The organism is Lacrimispora sphenoides JCM 1415 (genome assembly GCF_900105615.1).
Classification (GTDB): Bacteria; Bacillota; Clostridia; order Lachnospirales; family Lachnospiraceae; genus Lacrimispora; species Lacrimispora sphenoides.
The window spans coordinates 701,037-716,300 of sequence record NZ_LT630003.1; the positions used below are offsets into that span (position 1 = coordinate 701,037).

The window sequence follows — 15,264 nt, forward strand, 5'->3', positions numbered from 1 at the left end:
GAGGTGACAGGTATATGAAACTGAATATGAAACGAGTAGCATTGGGACTTATTATGGCAGCCTGCCTCTTTTCATTATCTGCATGCAGCAAAGCCGATACCGCAGCCGAAGAAATCGATGTAAGGATCCAGACGCAGATGGAACAGCTTCCCGGTTCCTTCCTGGAGCTGTATACCGGTCTTGAGGACAGCCAGGTTCCTGAATTTAAGAAGAACATGCAGTCCCAGGATGAGTATGCTGCCCTGGCTGAAGGTGTGGATTCCTGGGAGAATATAAAGCGTGAGCTTGGTGCTCTGGTATCAATCGGCGATACGGTGAAGGTAGAGGCCATAGATCATGGATACAGTGCTACAATTAATGCAGTATTTGAAAAGAGAAATATGGAATTTTCCATTACAACGGATTCAAAACTAACGAAGGTCACCAGTGTGGCATTTGTGCCGGAATATACATTAGGTGAACGGATGGAAAAAGCCGTGTTCAATACCCTGATGGGAATGGGAACCGTCTTTATTGTGCTGATTTTCATCAGCTGGCTTATCGGCTGCTTCCAGTATATCGGAAAGCTTGAAGATAAGATAAACGGGAAGGCACAGGAGCCTGCTCCCGTACCCCTCCCCGAAGTTTCTGTCCCTGCGGCAGAAGAGAACGAAGAACTTGTGGATGACTTAGAGCTGGTAGCAGTAATTACTGCGGCAATTGCGGCATCTGAAGGGAGCTCGCCAAGCGGCCTGGTGGTCCGCTCGATCAGACGGGCGCCATCTGGTAAATGGAAAAAAGCTTAATCAATCAGGAGGATTAACATCATGAAAAACTATACAATTACAGTGAATGGGAATGTTTATGAAGTAACCGTAGAAGAAGGCTTAACCACAGGTGCACCGGCAGCAGCGAAGATGCCATCGGTACCTGCGCCTTCTGCACCAGCCGCACCAGCTCCCTCTGCACCGAAGGCAGCGCCTGCACCGGCAGCACCTGCACCGGCTGCTCCTGTGAAGGCGGCAAACGTCGGCTCAGAAGGCAATCTAAAGGTAGCGGCTCCCATGCCAGGCAAGATCCTTGGACTTAAGGTAAATCCGGGACAGGCAGTGAAACGTGGAGATGTGCTGGTTCTTCTTGAGGCGATGAAGATGGAGAACGAAATCGTAGCACCTTCCGATGGAACCGTTGCCAGTGTTAATGTAGCGACCGGTGACTCAGTAGAAGCAGGAGCAACCTTGGCTACATTAAACTAGTACGGAAGAATCCGCTGTAAAGATAAACAGAGCGGATTTCATATGGAGGGATTAACATGGATTATATAAGTAATACATTTACAAATCTTCTTCAGCAGACCGCATTTTTTAACCTGACCGCAGGGAATATGATCATGATTCTTGTAGCCTTTATATTTTTATATCTGGCTATCAGAAAAGGTTTTGAACCCCTGCTGCTGGTACCGATTTCCTTTGGTATGCTGTTGGTTAATATCTACCCGGATATTATGAAGGAGGCTGGACCAGATGGCTCCGGAGGTGGACTGCTGAATTATTTCTTTAAGCTGGATGAATGGGGCATCCTGCCACCCCTGATTTTCATGGGTGTAGGTGCCATGACGGATTTTGGGCCTTTAATTGCCAATCCAAAGAGCTTTCTGTTAGGAGCGGCTGCCCAGTTCGGTATTTATACCGCTTATTTTCTGGCTATTTTTATGGGCTTTAACGATAAGGCAGCAGCTGCCATCTCAATCATCGGTGGAGCCGACGGACCGACTTCCATATTCCTTGCAGGAAAATTGGGAATGACCTCCCTTATGGGCCCCATTGCGGTTGCGGCTTATTCCTATATGGCGCTGGTACCCATTATCCAGCCGCCGATCATGAAGCTTCTGACCACGGAAAAAGAGAGAAAGATCCGGATGGAACAGCTTCGTCCTGTATCAAGACTTGAGAGGATCTTATTTCCGATCATCGTAACAACGGTCGTATGTCTCATTCTTCCCACAACGGCTCCCCTGGTGGGCATGCTGATGTTAGGAAACTTATTTAAAGAATCCGGCGTGGTAAAGCAGTTAACAGAAACTGCAGGCAATGCCATGATGTATATCGTGGTCATCCTGTTAGGAACTTCTGTAGGTGCGACGACCAGCGCTGAAGCCTTCTTAAATATGAACACCATCAAGATCGTTATTTTAGGCCTGGTGGCATTTGCAGTAGGAACAGCCGCCGGCGTGCTGTTTGGAAAGCTGATGTGCAAGGTTTCCGGCGGTAAGGTGAATCCTCTTATCGGTTCTGCAGGCGTATCTGCGGTTCCCATGTCAGCCCGCGTGTCCCAGAAGGTTGGCTCTGAGGCAGATCCTACCAATTTCCTTCTGATGCATGCCATGGGACCAAACGTGGCAGGCGTTATCGGTACTGCAGTTGCGGCCGGTACATTTATGGCAATATTCGGAGTTAGGTAACTTTTCCCTGGAAAGGCGTTAAGCCTTTCCGGTAAACAGAAGAATGAACAAACCTGGAGGTAAGACAATGGCAGAAATAGAGAAAAAGCCGGTTAAGATTGTAGAGACAGTCCTTCGTGACGCTCATCAGTCTTTGTTTGCTACAAGAATGACAACCGAGCAGATGCTTCCCATCATAGAGAAGATGGATCAGGTTGGCTATCATGCGGTAGAGTGCTGGGGCGGTGCAACCTTTGACGCATGCCTGCGTTTCTTAAAGGAAGATCCCTGGATGAGGCTTAGAAAATTAAGGGATGGGTTTAAGGACACAAAGCTGCAGATGCTGTTCCGGGGACAGAATATCCTGGGATACAACCATTATGCCGATGACGTGGTAGAGTATTTTGTCCAGAAATCTCTGGCTAACGGCATTGATATTATCCGCATTTTTGACTGCTTTAACGATCTTCGCAACTTACAGACCGCAGTGACTGCCTGCAATAAAGAAAAAGGACATGCGCAGGTAGCTTTAAGCTATACCCTTGGGGAAGCCTATACCCTGGATTACTGGAAGGACATAGCAAAGAGGATCGAGGATATGGGTGCCGATTCCATCTGTATCAAGGACATGGCAGGTCTTTTAACACCCTACAAGGCGGATGAGCTGGTACGGGCATTAAAAGAATCCACAAAGCTTCCGATTGACTTACACACCCACTATACTTCCGGCGTTGCTTCCATGACCTATCTAAAGGCAGTTGAAGCAGGCTGTGATATCATCGATACCGCAATGTCTCCCCTTGCTCTTGGAACCAGCCAGCCGGCGACTGAGGTTATGGTTGAGACCTTCCGCGATACGCCCTATGACACGGGCTACGATCAGAACCTGTTGGCAGAAATCTGTGCATACTTCCAGCCGATCAGAGAGGAAGCGTTAAAGAACGGACGCTTAAATCCAAAGGTATTGGGCGTAGACATTAAGACCCTTCAGTATCAGGTACCTGGCGGCATGCTTTCTAACCTGGTGAGCCAGTTAAAGGAAGCCGGTCAGGAAGACAAATACATGGAAGTGCTGCAGGAGATTCCAAAGGTACGAAAAGACTTTGGAGAACCGCCTCTGGTTACCCCATCTTCCCAGATCGTCGGTACCCAGGCCGTTTTAAATGTTATTAGCGGTGAACGTTATAAAATGGTAACGAAAGAGACAAAGAAAATTTTTATGGGCGAATTCGGACAGACGGTTAAACCATTTAATGAAGAAGTCCAGAAGAAGATCATCGGTGATGAGACGCCGATCACCTGCCGCCCGGCCGATTTGATTCCTCCTCAGCTTCCTCAGTTTGAGAAGGACTGCGCACAGTGGAAACAGCAGGATGAAGACGTACTTTCCTATGCCCTGTTCCCAACGGTTGCCAAGGAATTCTTCCAGTACCGGGCCGCACAGCAGACCGGCGTGGACTCTTCTCTGGCAGATAAAGAAAATAAGGCTTATCCGGTATAGCTTCATAAAAATGGTCTCCCAATTTTGGGAGACCATTTTTTCTTTATAGGAAAATGAAGAGGAGGAGCAAAGGAGCTGGGATACCGAAGACATTCTCTTATAAGTATAAAGATTTTCTTACAAATAATTCCATTTGTCTGAACTTTACCTGATTCAGTTGACACATGGTATCATTTGTCATTATAATAAATAAATGTATAATTTACATGTAATTGGAAATTTATTAAATACAAGAGGACATATTGGGAGAAACAGATGAAAAAGTATAAAAAAGCTCGTAAGATGGCCGTCATTCTGGCCAGCGTCCTGGTGATGGATTCTTACATGGGAGCGGTTTCGCCATACATAAATGCTTATGCTTATACGGAAAAGGCAGCGACGGTCAATGCCACCACTTTAAATGTGAGAAGCGGCCCGGGGACGACCTATTCAGTTGTTACAAAATTAACAAACGGGGCATCGGTTACGGTGATCGATGAGAAGAACGCATCGGATGGAGCGCTCTGGTATCAGATCCGTGTGTCCGGTTCCGGCGGCCAGACGGTTACCGGATATGTTTCCAAAAGCTATCTTAAGTTTCCCGCCTCTTATACCAATGATGCGGATTTTGAGTCCCGGCTTACGGCGGAAGGATTTCCGGAAAGCTATAAGACAAAGCTTCGTGCGCTGCATGCCCAGTATCCCAAGTGGGTATTCCGCGCCCAGCATACAAACCTGGACTGGAACACGGCTATTAAGGAAGAAAGCCAGGCAGGAAAAACTCTGGTCCACACTAACAGCCTGTCATCCTGGAAGTCCACAGTAGATGGCGCATATAACTGGGATACCAGCACATGGATCGGTTATGACGGAAGCACCTGGGTCACCGCTTCTGAAGACATTGTAAGATATTATATGGACCCCAGGAATTTCCTTGATGAGACCAATGTCTTCCAGTTTATGACCCATACATATGACAGCAATAAGCATACGGCAGAGGGATTAAAAACCATGGTAAAGGGTACGTTTCTATCCGGCGAATCTTCCGGCGGAAGCAGTAACTCTGGTAATACGGACAGTTCTTCCGGCGGCGGCACGGTCATAGGGCCAGGTGCGGCCATTGGGCCGGGAGCGGCTACTAACCCGGGGGCGGGATCGGAGTCCAATTCCGATTCAGGAAAGGCCAGTCTGGAAGGGCCGCAAGCTTCCATAACGCCTAAAAACCTTCCTATCGTTATGGAATACGGACCGGGAGCCAGCCTTACGGGGCCTTCCTCATCCGATACCAATTCCAATACCACTGGAACAGTTTCAGGCAGCAGCGCCTATGTGAATATGATCATGAATGCGGCTTCTCAGTCAGGGGTGAACCCTTATGTCCTTGCAGCTATGATCATTCAGGAGCAGGGATCTTCCGGTACAGGCAAAAGCATTTCAGGAACAGAATCCGGTTACCAAGGATATTATAATTTTTTTAATATTGAAGCATATCAGTCAGGAACTATGACTGCGGTGCAAAGAGGTTTATGGTGGGCGTCCCAGTCCGGCAATTATGAAAGACCATGGAATTCTCCTGAAAAATCAATTTTAGGCGGAGCTTTCTATTATGGTAATAACTATGTAAAAGTTGGGCAGGATACATTTTATCTGAAGAAGTTTAACGTACAGGGGTCTAATTTATATAAACACCAGTATATGACCAATGTACAGGGAGCTGCATCAGAGGGTGCTGTTTATTCAAAAGCTTATAACAGCGATATGAAACAGACAGAGCTTGAGTTTAAGATACCAATTTATAACAACATGCCTGATAACGCCTGCAGCCAGCCTACCGGCGACGGCAATCCAAACAATAAGCTGTCCGGTTTGAGCGTGGAAGGATTTGTCATGACTCCCACCTTTAGCCGCGATACTCTTGCATACGATTTGATTGTGGATCCCGGAGTATCAAGCATCAATGTGAATGCAACCGCCTTAAGTTCCTTGGCATCTGTCAAAGGGACAGGTACCATTGCGCTTTCAAGCGGCAATAATGATATCAAGGTGACGATTACGGCTCAAAATGGAAGTGTCAGGGAATACGTCCTTCATGTGGTGCGCCAGAACAACGGCCCGACTTATTCCTCAGGCGCTGGTACCGGAACAAGTTCCGGCTCCGGCGGCAATTCTTCTTCCGGCCCTGGCAGCAACACAGGCCCAGGAGTATCAAATTCTTCCGGTACGGATCATGCAGGAACACCGGGAGGAAGCAATGTATCCATAGCTCCTGACGGTTCCACAGGCATTTCCGTTCAGACTTCCACGGGAGTCATAGCCCAGGGACCTGGAACTGACATCAAAGTGACGGAAGCCGCCACAAGCAGTCCCCAGCAGCCCCAGGCTCCGGCCGCCGGCCAGTCCTCCGCCTATGGAATAGGAGATATTAACGGGGATGGAAAAATAAACAGCCTTGATGTACTGAAGCTTCAGCGATACCTTCTGGGATTGGAAACCATACCTGAGCAGGGCAAGCTGGCAGCTGATTTAAATGGAGACGGCAAGGTGAATTCACAGGATCTTCTGCTTTTGCAGAAAAAAATCCTCGGACTTTAAAGTCCAACAGAAATAGGAGACAATATGAATAGGAAACTGAAAAAACTAACGGCCGGTCTGATGCTGGCCTGTGTGATTGCCATATCCTGTCCTGCCGGACGGCTGGTATCCTGGGCCGCAGATGCTAAGATCGCGTTTTCTGACCCATCGGTCATGGTGGGAAACGAAGTAACAGTAAACATGAAAGTGACCAGTGACAGTGCCTTAGGTACGGCGGAGGTCATGCTGTCTTATGATCCGAATATTTTGGAGTTTGTAAGCGGAACCAATGCAAATGGCGGAGCAGGAGCTATTAAGGTCCTGGGAACCATGGATTCTGCCGATCAGAAAACTTTTAGCTTTACCTTAAAGTTTAAGGCTTTGCAGGCAGGAAATACCCAGATCAACGTGACCTCCCAGGAAATCTATGATGTGGATTCCCAGACACTTTCTTTAAGCAAGCAGGGGAGTTCAACGGTCAAGGTAACATCTCCTGCCACATATTCAAAGGATGCAACGCTTAAATCATTAAAGATTTCCCCAGGGACCCTGACTCCGGCGTTTTCTGCGTCTGTAGAAAGCTATACGGCAGAGGTAGATGGAAACATAGCGGACCTGGTAGTAAATGCGGTGGCAGCCAATGCAGGCGCCCATGTAGCACTTCAGGGAGAAAAGGGCTTAAAGTCCGGTGCAAACCAGGTGGTTATCAAGGTAACTGCAGAAGATGGGCAGACCGTTAAAAATTATACAATTCAGGTTAATAAAGCAGATGGGGGACAAACCGCCCCGACTACAGGCGGAAATACAGAAACGTCTGAGGCCGAATTCGGCGAAGCAGTGGTGACCATTAACGGAACCGATTACAGCATTGCTTCATCCTTTGATGAATCAACGCTTCCGGAAGGCTTTGAGTCTGAGACCTATTCCTATAAAGGAACAGAAGTCATGGCTGGAAAAGGACTGGAAAAAGACCTGCTTCTGCTTTATTTAAAGGATTCCGGAGGAAACGGCGGATTCTACATTTACAATGAAGGTTCAGATTCCTGGGCCCAGTTCGTTCAGGTTGAGACCGTAGCAAAGGCCATTGTCATCATTCCTCTTGATAAGGATACGGTTGTGCCGGAAGGCTTCCATGAACGGCAGGCCGATATCGACGGCGCGCGAGTGACCGGCTGGGTAGAAAACTCAGAGGCTGAGCCTCAGTATTGCCTATTCTATGCAATGAACTGGAACGGAGAAAAACATTTCTACCGTTATGATATTTCAGAAAAGACCATTCAAAGATACTATGCTTCCGGAGTTTCCAATAGTAAGTATGTGGAAATGGCCAACACATATGATCAGCTGGCTAAGGATTACTACAGGCAGCTCTACCTTCTCATTGGAGTGAGCGTTGTTGCCCTTGGATTGCTTGTTGCAGTCATCGTCCTTGCAAGAAAAGGAAACGGATCCGGCAACGGCCGGCCCGGCAACGGCAGGTCTGGAAAAGGAAAAGAACAAGAACCGGAGGATAACCGATTGTGGGCAGAGCCGGAGGAAGAAATTCCAACAAGCAAGATCAAACGATACAGCAGGGAAGAGTTTGACAGACAAAACTCCCAAACCGAACTGGATCCGGAATACCAGGAAGAAACCTTGGACGAGCCTCTTTATGCAGATGATGCAGAACAAGAAATCCGGGAAGAGGATGATTTCGAAGAGGATGATTTCATAGAAGAAACCAGTCTGGAAGATTTTGAACGGGATCTTAAATCTTCCGGTGAAGGGAATTCCGGGAAACCAAGGAAAAAGGGCGTTTCAATGCCTGCCCATAAGGAGCCGGATGACTTTTCGGAAACGGAAGAGCCAGATAAGGACGAAGACGACTTTGAGTATTTGGACTTAGATGATTAAAGTACTTTAAACAATTGAATTAACAATGACGAAAGCACCTGAATGAAGGTGCTTTTGTTCTTTCGTTATTGGTTTTTAACATACGGTACGGAACCTCCGGTTTGTTTAGACAGAGCGCAGATGACGTATAAAATGGGGAATGATGCCAGATGATTTTTAGTGTTGAAAAAGGCGATGGATTGTGCTATTATGTGTATAACAGGTATAACGAAAGATGGTGAAAATATGTTTTTACAAATTGATTTTAACAGTGATGAAGCGATTTACATTCAGCTTCGGAACCAGATAATCATAGGAATCGCCAGGTCAAGTATAAGAGAAGGTGACCCCCTGCCTTCCGTGCGCCAGATGGCCGACAACATAGGGATTAATATGCATACGGTAAATAAGGCGTACTCTGTGCTGAAACAGGAAGGATTTGTCAAGCTGGACCGCCGTAAAGGGGCCGTAGTATCGCTGGACGTGGATAAAATCCAGGTCCTTGATGAAATGCGCAAAGATTTAGGAGTTGTGCTTGCCAGAGGAGTCTGTAAGAATATATCATGTGAAGAGGTTCACCAGCTGGTTGATGAGATATTCCAGTCGTTTTTAAGGGGCCAGGGGGAAGAGTGATTCACTGGATTGGAGGTTTTTTATGTTATGTGAGAAATGTAAAATTCGCGAAGCAAATATACAATATACAGAAGTTGTAAATGGCACGAAGAAAGAGCACCATTTTTGTGCCCAATGTGCGAAAGAGATGGATTTTGGAGTGTATGCAGCTATTTTTGACGGGGAATTTCCCTTAGGAAAGCTGCTTTCCGGCCTTTTGGGAATAGAAGATAAGGATCAGGAGCCAGATAAGCTCCATCAGATCCTGTGTCCGACCTGCGGGACCGGTTACGATGAATTTGTAAGAGACAGCAGATTTGGCTGTGCAGATTGCTACAGCGTATTTGGTCCCCTTATGGAGGACAGTTTAAAGCAGCTTCATGGAAATCTTATTCACACGGGAAAAACACCGGTTTACCAGAGGCAGGACAGTATGGATCCGGCCGGCCATGGGAACGTCCGCTCTGCGGGGGCACCAATAGACCCGGAAAGCGCTGCCAACTATGAGGAAATCTTTCAGTGGGATGCCAAATTAAAGGAAGCCCTGCGATTTGAGGATTATGAAACGGCAGCTGTTTGCCGCGATAAGATAAGAGAGCTGAAGAAAGGAAATGAGACAGATGCTTAGATGGTTTGAACAGAAGGACACTGGTCGGCCTGGAGTGATAAGCAGCCGGATCCGTCTGGTAAGAAACTGGCAGGATTACCAGTTTCCTTCTGCGCTTAGTGAAAAAGAAGGCGAAGAGATGGTCCGCAGGCTGGAGTTCGGCTTAAAGGATTTAGGCAAGGAAGAAGGCCGGAATTTTGAATTTTCCATGCTTTCGGACTTGGAAGAGCTGGACCGGGTGGCCCTTAAAGAGCGGAGAGCTCTTAATTCCGCAGCTGTTTTAAACAAAAAGCCTGCCGGTATTTTTATATCAGAGAATGAAGACACCGGAATCGTGCTTAACTGCGATGATCACATCCGGATCCAGCTTCTCCAGATGGGCCTTCACTTAGAGGAGCTTTGGGAAAGGGCAGATAAGATCGATGATTATATCAATGAGCGGTTTGCTTATGCATTTGATGACCGTTACGGTTATCTCACCTCGTTTCCCACGAATATGGGGACCGGCTTAAGGGCATCGGTGGTGGTTCACCTTCCCATGCTGTCCCAAGGGAAAAAGTTCCAGGGGCTTATCAGCGATATGAGCCGCTTCGGAGCTTCTGTCCGGGGCGTCTATGGGGAAAGGGATGAGAATTTCGGTTCCCTTTATGAGATATCAAACCAGAAAACCCTGGGTCAGACGGAGCGGGAAATAATCGATACCGTTACAAAGGCAGCGATCCAGCTGACCAACCAGGAGTTTCAGGTGAGGAAGCTTTCTCTCCAAAGGCACAGGGAAGAGAGAGAGGATGAAGTTTACAAATCCTATGGGGTATTAAAATACTCCAGACGGCTGACTTCCAGGGATGCTATGATTTTCCTATCACAGATCATGGCAGGGCTGGCAGACGGCCTGATCCATACGGAGGAAGATTTTTCCGTCTACCGCTTGATGCTTGGAATCCAGCCGGCGAATCTGCAGAAGCTTTCAGACCGCCCATTAAGCAAGGAAGAACTGGATGGAGCCAGGGCGGAATTTATCCGGAGAGAATTGCCGGAACTATGACAGGAGGATTGAATTTATGATAGACAGATTTACAACAAAGGCCAGGACAGCCATTAATCTGGCCGTTCAGGCAGCGGAACGTCTCGGCCACAGCTATGTGGGAACGGAACACTTATTAATCGGGCTTTTAGAAGAGGGCAGCGGAGTTGCTTCCAGAGTTCTGGAAGAGAATGGTGTAAAAGAGGAGAAGGTTTTAAACCTGATCAGCCAGCTGATCGCTCCTGATCAGGCAGTCAGGCTGAAAGAAGGTAACGGGTATACTCCGGGTGCCAGAAGGGTTTTAGAGAACAGCTACCGGGAAGCCGTGCGGTTTAAGGCAAATTTAATCGGTACGGAGCATTTGCTCATTTCCATAATCCGTGACAATGACTGCGTCGCTTCCAGGCTTTTAAATACCATTGGAATCAGCATTCAAAAGCTATACATTGATGTGCTGTCTGCGATGGGTGAGGATGCTCCTGCCAATAAGGAAGAGCTTATGAAATCACCAAAGTCAAAAGGCAGTACGCCCACTCTTGACAGTTACAGCAGAGATTTAACGGAGCTTGCAGTACAGGGAAAGCTTGATCCGGTCATCGGAAGAGAGTCGGAGATCAAGCGTCTGATCCAGATACTGAGCCGGAGGACCAAGAATAATCCGTGTCTCATCGGAGAGCCTGGAGTTGGGAAAACTGCAGTTGTGGAAGGTCTGGCTCAGATGATAGCAGAAGGTGACGTGCCTGAAACCATTGAAGGCAAGAGGCTTCTGACCCTGGATTTATCCGGCATGGTAGCCGGTTCCAAATACAGGGGGGAATTTGAAGAAAGAATTAAGAAGGTGATTGCCGAAGTGATCGATGATGGGGAAGTTCTTCTTTTCATCGATGAGATCCATACGATTATCGGTGCAGGAGGAGCGGAGGGAGCCATTGACGCCTCCAATATCTTAAAGCCCTCTCTGGCAAGAGGAGAATTGCAGCTGATCGGTGCCACCACCATTGAAGAGTACCGCAAATATATCGAAAAGGACTCTGCCCTGGAACGGCGTTTCCAGCCGGTTACGGTGGAGGAGCCATCGGAAGAGGCTGCTGTCGACATATTAAGAGGACTGAAAGGCCGGTATGAGGACCATCATAGGGTAACCATTACAGACGATGCCTTAAAGGCAGCCGTAAAGCTGTCTTTCAGGTATATCAATGACCGTTTCCTTCCGGATAAGGCAATTGATGTTATTGACGAAGCTTCTTCCAAGGTACGCCTGACTACATTTGTAGAGCCGGGTGAAATTAAAGAACTGGAAGCTGAGATCGAGCAGCTGGAGGATCAAAAGGAAGCCGCTATTAAAGCCGAAGCTTACGAAAAGGCAGGAGCCATTAAGAAGAAGCAGGAAAAGAAGCGGGAAAAGATTGAGAAGATCCGGGATCGCTGGCAAAAGGAAAAAACATCAAAGAACCTCATAGTCGATGAGGGAGAGATCGCTGATGTGGTATCCAGCTGGACCAAGATCCCTGTTAGAAAGCTGGAAGAGGGAGAGAGTGAACGCCTCCGCAATCTGGAAGCCATCCTCCATGAGAGGGTGATCGGCCAGGAGGAAGCGGTTACCGCTGTTTCAAAGGCCATACGCCGGGGGAGAGTGGGACTTAAGGACCCCAGGCGCCCCATTGGTTCCTTCCTGTTTTTAGGACCTACAGGCGTGGGAAAAACCGAGTTATCCAAAGCCCTTTCCGAAGCCATGTTCGGAACGGACAATGCATTGATCCGGGTAGACATGTCTGAGTATATGGAGAAGCACAGCGTTTCCAAGATGATCGGCTCACCGCCAGGATACGTAGGCTATGATGAAGGCGGACAGCTTAGTGAAAAGGTCCGCAGGAATCCCTATTCCGTCATCTTGTTCGATGAGATCGAAAAGGCTCATCCCGATGTGTTTAATATTCTGCTTCAGGTACTGGACGACGGACATATTACAGATGCCCAGGGCCGTAAGATTGATTTTAAGAACACCATTATCATCATGACCTCCAATGCAGGTGCGGAGAACATCATTTCGCCCAAACGTCTGGGCTTTGGTGCAGTTGGGGATGAAAAGGCTGATTATAAGATCATGAAGGACCGGGTCATGGAGGAAGTAAAGCGCCTGTTCAAGCCGGAATTCATTAACAGGATCGATGAGATCATCGTATTCCATACGTTAAATAAAACTCACATGAAGGATATCGTGACGATCATGGTGAAAGATATCATGAAGCGGACATCAGAACAGATGAGCATCACCCTGACAATCGAAGAGGATGCCAAGGAATACCTGATCAATAAAGGGTATGATGAGAAATACGGCGCAAGACCGTTAAGACGTACCATTCAGAACTGCCTGGAGGATAAACTGGCAGAAGAGATCTTAAATGGAACGGTAAAAACAGGGGATGACGTAGTTGTGGCCGCAGGTGAGGACGGACTAAAATTTTCTGTCAGGGAGCTGGTAAAATAACTAGCCATTTTATATCAATTCGTGTATAATAGCTACAAGCGAGATCATTAGTTCATCGCCTTAAAAAAGGATAAGTAAACAAAATACTAGGAGGGCAAACCAATGCCGGTAATTGAAGATTTAATCCGCTCAGAGCAGGACGGGACGATCAGTTTTGGTAATTACAAATTAAAGACAAAGTCAAAATTACAGGATTTTGAACACGACGGTGATTTATATAAAGTAAAGACTTTTTACGAGATAACCAAGCTGGAAAGAAACGGCATGTTCGTATACGAATCCGTTCCTGGAACCGCTGCCATGAATTTCACCGTATCCGATGATGGGGTAGGGTTTTTAGTAGAAGGTGATAAGGATGCCCAGCTGACCGTTCAGCTGGCAGAGGATACCGAATATGAGGTTTATGTGGATGATGCTGCCGTGGGCGGCATGAGAACCAACATGAGCGGTAAGCTGTCCATCAGCGTGGAACTGAATGAAGGAACACCTGTAGCAGTGAAGATCAAACGAAGATAACAGGATGAGAAGCTGGGTTCGGCCCTTTTATAAAGAGCCGGGCCCAGATTTTTTGCATGAGCAATGAGCCGGACGAATATGCCAGCATATTCCTTTGGCAAATAGGAGGAAATTCCCATGGCAAAGGGAAAGACGACCGCATTTTTCTGCAAGGAATGCGGATTTGAATCGGCAAAGTGGCTGGGACAGTGTCCGGCCTGTAAAGAATGGAATACATTTGTGGAGGAGCCTTCCGGTAAAAAGGAACCGGCTGCAAAGCGGGGAATCAGTGGAAAAGGGGACGGGACCGCAGGAAATCATTTCCTGAATGCCAAGCCCTCCCGTTTGTCTGATATTCAGTTAGACGAGCAGGACCGGATGAAGACCGGATATGAGGAACTGGACCGGGTTTTAGGCGGCGGCGTTGTCAAAGGCTCACTCGTGCTGGTAGGCGGTGATCCAGGCATCGGAAAATCCACCCTGCTTTTACAGGTTTGCCGCAATCTTGCGGCCGGCAGCAGGAAGGTGCTTTACATATCAGGAGAAGAATCCCTAAAACAGATTAAGCTGCGGGCAAACAGAATCGGGGAAGTGAAGGGGGATTTGTTATTCCTTTGTGAAACCAGCCTGGAGTTGATTGAAAGTGCCATTGAAGAGGAAAAGCCAGATGTGGTAATCATTGATTCCATACAGACCATGTTCCGGGAAGAAATCTCTTCCGCCCCGGGAAGTGTCAGCCAGGTAAGGGAATCCACCAATATCCTGATGCAGATCGCCAAGGGGGCGGGAATCGCCATATTTATCGTAGGTCATGTGACAAAAGAAGGCGTGGTGGCCGGTCCCAGAGTCTTAGAGCATATGGTTGATACGGTTTTGTATTTTGAAGGAGACCGAAGCGCTTCTTACCGGATCATCCGGGGAGTGAAAAACCGTTTTGGATCCACCAACGAGATCGGCGTTTTTGAAATGGTCGAAAGCGGGCTTTCTGAGGTGAAGAATCCTTCGGAATATATGCTCAGCGGAAGGCCGGAGGATGCCTCTGGTGCAGTGGTAGCCTGTTCCATGGAAGGTACCAGGCCCATGCTGCTGGAGGTTCAGGCCCTGGTCACCCCAACGGCTTTCGGTATGCCAAGGCGTACTGCGGCTGGTACGGATTATAACCGGGTGAATCTTTTAATGGCTGTTTTGGAAAAACGATGCCATTATGACCTGTCCCATTTTGATGCTTATGTGAATATTACGGGCGGTCTGCGTATGAATGAGCCGGCCTTAGACTTAGCGATTATAATGGCAATTGTGTCCAGTATGAAGGATAAGGCCGTAGATCCGAAAACCATTATCTTTGGAGAAGTGGGACTGGCAGGAGAGGTGCGGGCCGTGTCCATGGCACAACAGAGAGTGAATGAGGCAAAGAAGCTGGGATTTAACACCTGCGTGCTGCCGGAGATTTCCCTTGGAAAGATGGGGAAGGTGGAAGGGATGCGGCTGATAGGAGTCACGAATGTAAGAGAGGCGATTGTGAGAGTTATGGGGTGAAGCCATTTAAGGCTTCGCCCTTATTTTATTTAGTGATTTACGTTCTATATATATAATTGAGAAATTTCCCGCAATAATGGGAAAAATAACAGATGTCCTTACCTTGTGCCGAAAATGCTGGCAAGGCTATTTTTTTACATGCCTGTATGATATGTTATTT

Annotated in this window: 12 protein-coding genes; all 12 read left to right on the forward strand. The window is 47.6% G+C overall.

The genetic code is table 11. The features are described from left to right. Positions 1-14 precede the first annotated feature (14 nt). The 12 genes from BMX69_RS03095 (at position 15) to radA (ending at position 15,104) form a co-directional block, all read left to right on the forward strand. Positions 15-785: an OadG family transporter subunit gene (locus BMX69_RS03095; protein WP_054789840.1), complete on the forward strand. Its 771-nt coding sequence runs from the start codon at positions 15-17 to the stop codon at positions 783-785. A 21-nt stretch (positions 786-806) separates the two neighbouring features. Beyond that, complete coding sequence (locus BMX69_RS03100) at positions 807-1,235, forward strand: biotin/lipoyl-containing protein (protein WP_054789841.1); 429 nt, start codon at positions 807-809, stop codon at positions 1,233-1,235. A 56-nt stretch (positions 1,236-1,291) separates the two neighbouring features. Beyond that, positions 1,292-2,440 carry a sodium ion-translocating decarboxylase subunit beta gene (locus BMX69_RS03105; RefSeq protein ID WP_054789842.1) on the forward strand — a complete coding sequence of 383 codons (1,149 nt, stop codon included), beginning with the start codon at positions 1,292-1,294 and terminating at the stop codon, positions 2,438-2,440. Between the two features lie 67 nt (positions 2,441-2,507). Continuing rightward, the gene (locus tag BMX69_RS03110) at positions 2,508-3,920 is read left to right on the forward strand and encodes an oxaloacetate decarboxylase subunit alpha (RefSeq protein ID WP_054789843.1); all 1,413 of its coding nucleotides are present in this window, start codon (positions 2,508-2,510) and stop codon (positions 3,918-3,920) included. Positions 3,921-4,175: 255 nt separating this feature from the next. Next, entirely contained in the window at positions 4,176-6,491 is a 2,316-nt protein-coding gene (locus BMX69_RS03115; RefSeq protein ID WP_100041533.1) for a dockerin type I domain-containing protein, read from the forward strand. Positions 6,492-6,515: 24 nt separating this feature from the next. Further along, entirely contained in the window at positions 6,516-8,363 is a 1,848-nt protein-coding gene (locus tag BMX69_RS03120) for a cadherin-like beta sandwich domain-containing protein (RefSeq protein ID WP_054789845.1), read from the forward strand. 225 nt (positions 8,364-8,588) lie between these two features. Further along, positions 8,589-8,975 (forward strand): GntR family transcriptional regulator, encoded by a 387-nt coding sequence (locus BMX69_RS03125; RefSeq protein ID WP_054789870.1) that lies wholly within the window; start codon positions 8,589-8,591, stop codon positions 8,973-8,975. A gap of 22 nt (positions 8,976-8,997) precedes the next feature. Continuing rightward, a complete protein-coding gene (locus BMX69_RS03130) occupies positions 8,998-9,582 on the forward strand; it encodes a UvrB/UvrC motif-containing protein (protein ID WP_054789846.1) in 585 nt (194 codons plus the stop codon). Then, positions 9,575-10,606: an ATP--guanido phosphotransferase gene (locus BMX69_RS03135; protein WP_100041534.1), complete on the forward strand. Its 1,032-nt coding sequence runs from the start codon at positions 9,575-9,577 to the stop codon at positions 10,604-10,606. The genes BMX69_RS03130 and BMX69_RS03135 overlap by 8 nt, the downstream gene beginning before the upstream one ends. A 16-nt stretch (positions 10,607-10,622) precedes the next feature. Beyond that, positions 10,623-13,073, forward strand: coding sequence for an ATP-dependent Clp protease ATP-binding subunit (locus tag BMX69_RS03140; RefSeq protein ID WP_100041535.1), 2,451 nt, complete (start codon positions 10,623-10,625; stop codon positions 13,071-13,073). 102 nt (positions 13,074-13,175) lie between these two features. Then, positions 13,176-13,589, forward strand: a complete 414-nt coding sequence (locus BMX69_RS03145; RefSeq protein WP_025232136.1) for a hypothetical protein — start codon at positions 13,176-13,178, stop codon at positions 13,587-13,589. A gap of 117 nt (positions 13,590-13,706) precedes the next feature. Next, complete coding sequence (radA, locus tag BMX69_RS03150) at positions 13,707-15,104, forward strand: DNA repair protein RadA (RefSeq protein ID WP_100041536.1); 1,398 nt, start codon at positions 13,707-13,709, stop codon at positions 15,102-15,104. The last annotated feature ends 160 nt before the right edge of the window (positions 15,105-15,264 follow it).

Excerpts from the sequence above, each read along its gene's own strand:
- BMX69_RS03095 (WP_054789840.1), top strand. The coding sequence starts at position 15 with ATGAAACTGAATATGAAACGAGTAGCATTGGGACTTATTATGGCAGCC.
- BMX69_RS03100 (WP_054789841.1), top strand. The coding sequence starts at position 807 with ATGAAAAACTATACAATTACAGTGAATGGGAATGTTTATGAAGTAACC.
- BMX69_RS03105 (WP_054789842.1), top strand. The coding sequence starts at position 1,292 with ATGGATTATATAAGTAATACATTTACAAATCTTCTTCAGCAGACCGCA.
- BMX69_RS03110 (WP_054789843.1), top strand. The coding sequence starts at position 2,508 with ATGGCAGAAATAGAGAAAAAGCCGGTTAAGATTGTAGAGACAGTCCTT.
- BMX69_RS03115 (WP_100041533.1), top strand. The coding sequence starts at position 4,176 with ATGAAAAAGTATAAAAAAGCTCGTAAGATGGCCGTCATTCTGGCCAGC.
- BMX69_RS03120 (WP_054789845.1), top strand. The coding sequence starts at position 6,516 with ATGAATAGGAAACTGAAAAAACTAACGGCCGGTCTGATGCTGGCCTGT.
- BMX69_RS03125 (WP_054789870.1), top strand. The coding sequence starts at position 8,589 with ATGTTTTTACAAATTGATTTTAACAGTGATGAAGCGATTTACATTCAG.
- BMX69_RS03130 (WP_054789846.1), top strand. The coding sequence starts at position 8,998 with ATGTTATGTGAGAAATGTAAAATTCGCGAAGCAAATATACAATATACA.
- BMX69_RS03135 (WP_100041534.1), top strand. The coding sequence starts at position 9,575 with ATGCTTAGATGGTTTGAACAGAAGGACACTGGTCGGCCTGGAGTGATA.
- BMX69_RS03140 (WP_100041535.1), top strand. The coding sequence starts at position 10,623 with ATGATAGACAGATTTACAACAAAGGCCAGGACAGCCATTAATCTGGCC.
- BMX69_RS03145 (WP_025232136.1), top strand. The coding sequence starts at position 13,176 with ATGCCGGTAATTGAAGATTTAATCCGCTCAGAGCAGGACGGGACGATC.
- radA (WP_100041536.1), top strand. The coding sequence starts at position 13,707 with ATGGCAAAGGGAAAGACGACCGCATTTTTCTGCAAGGAATGCGGATTT.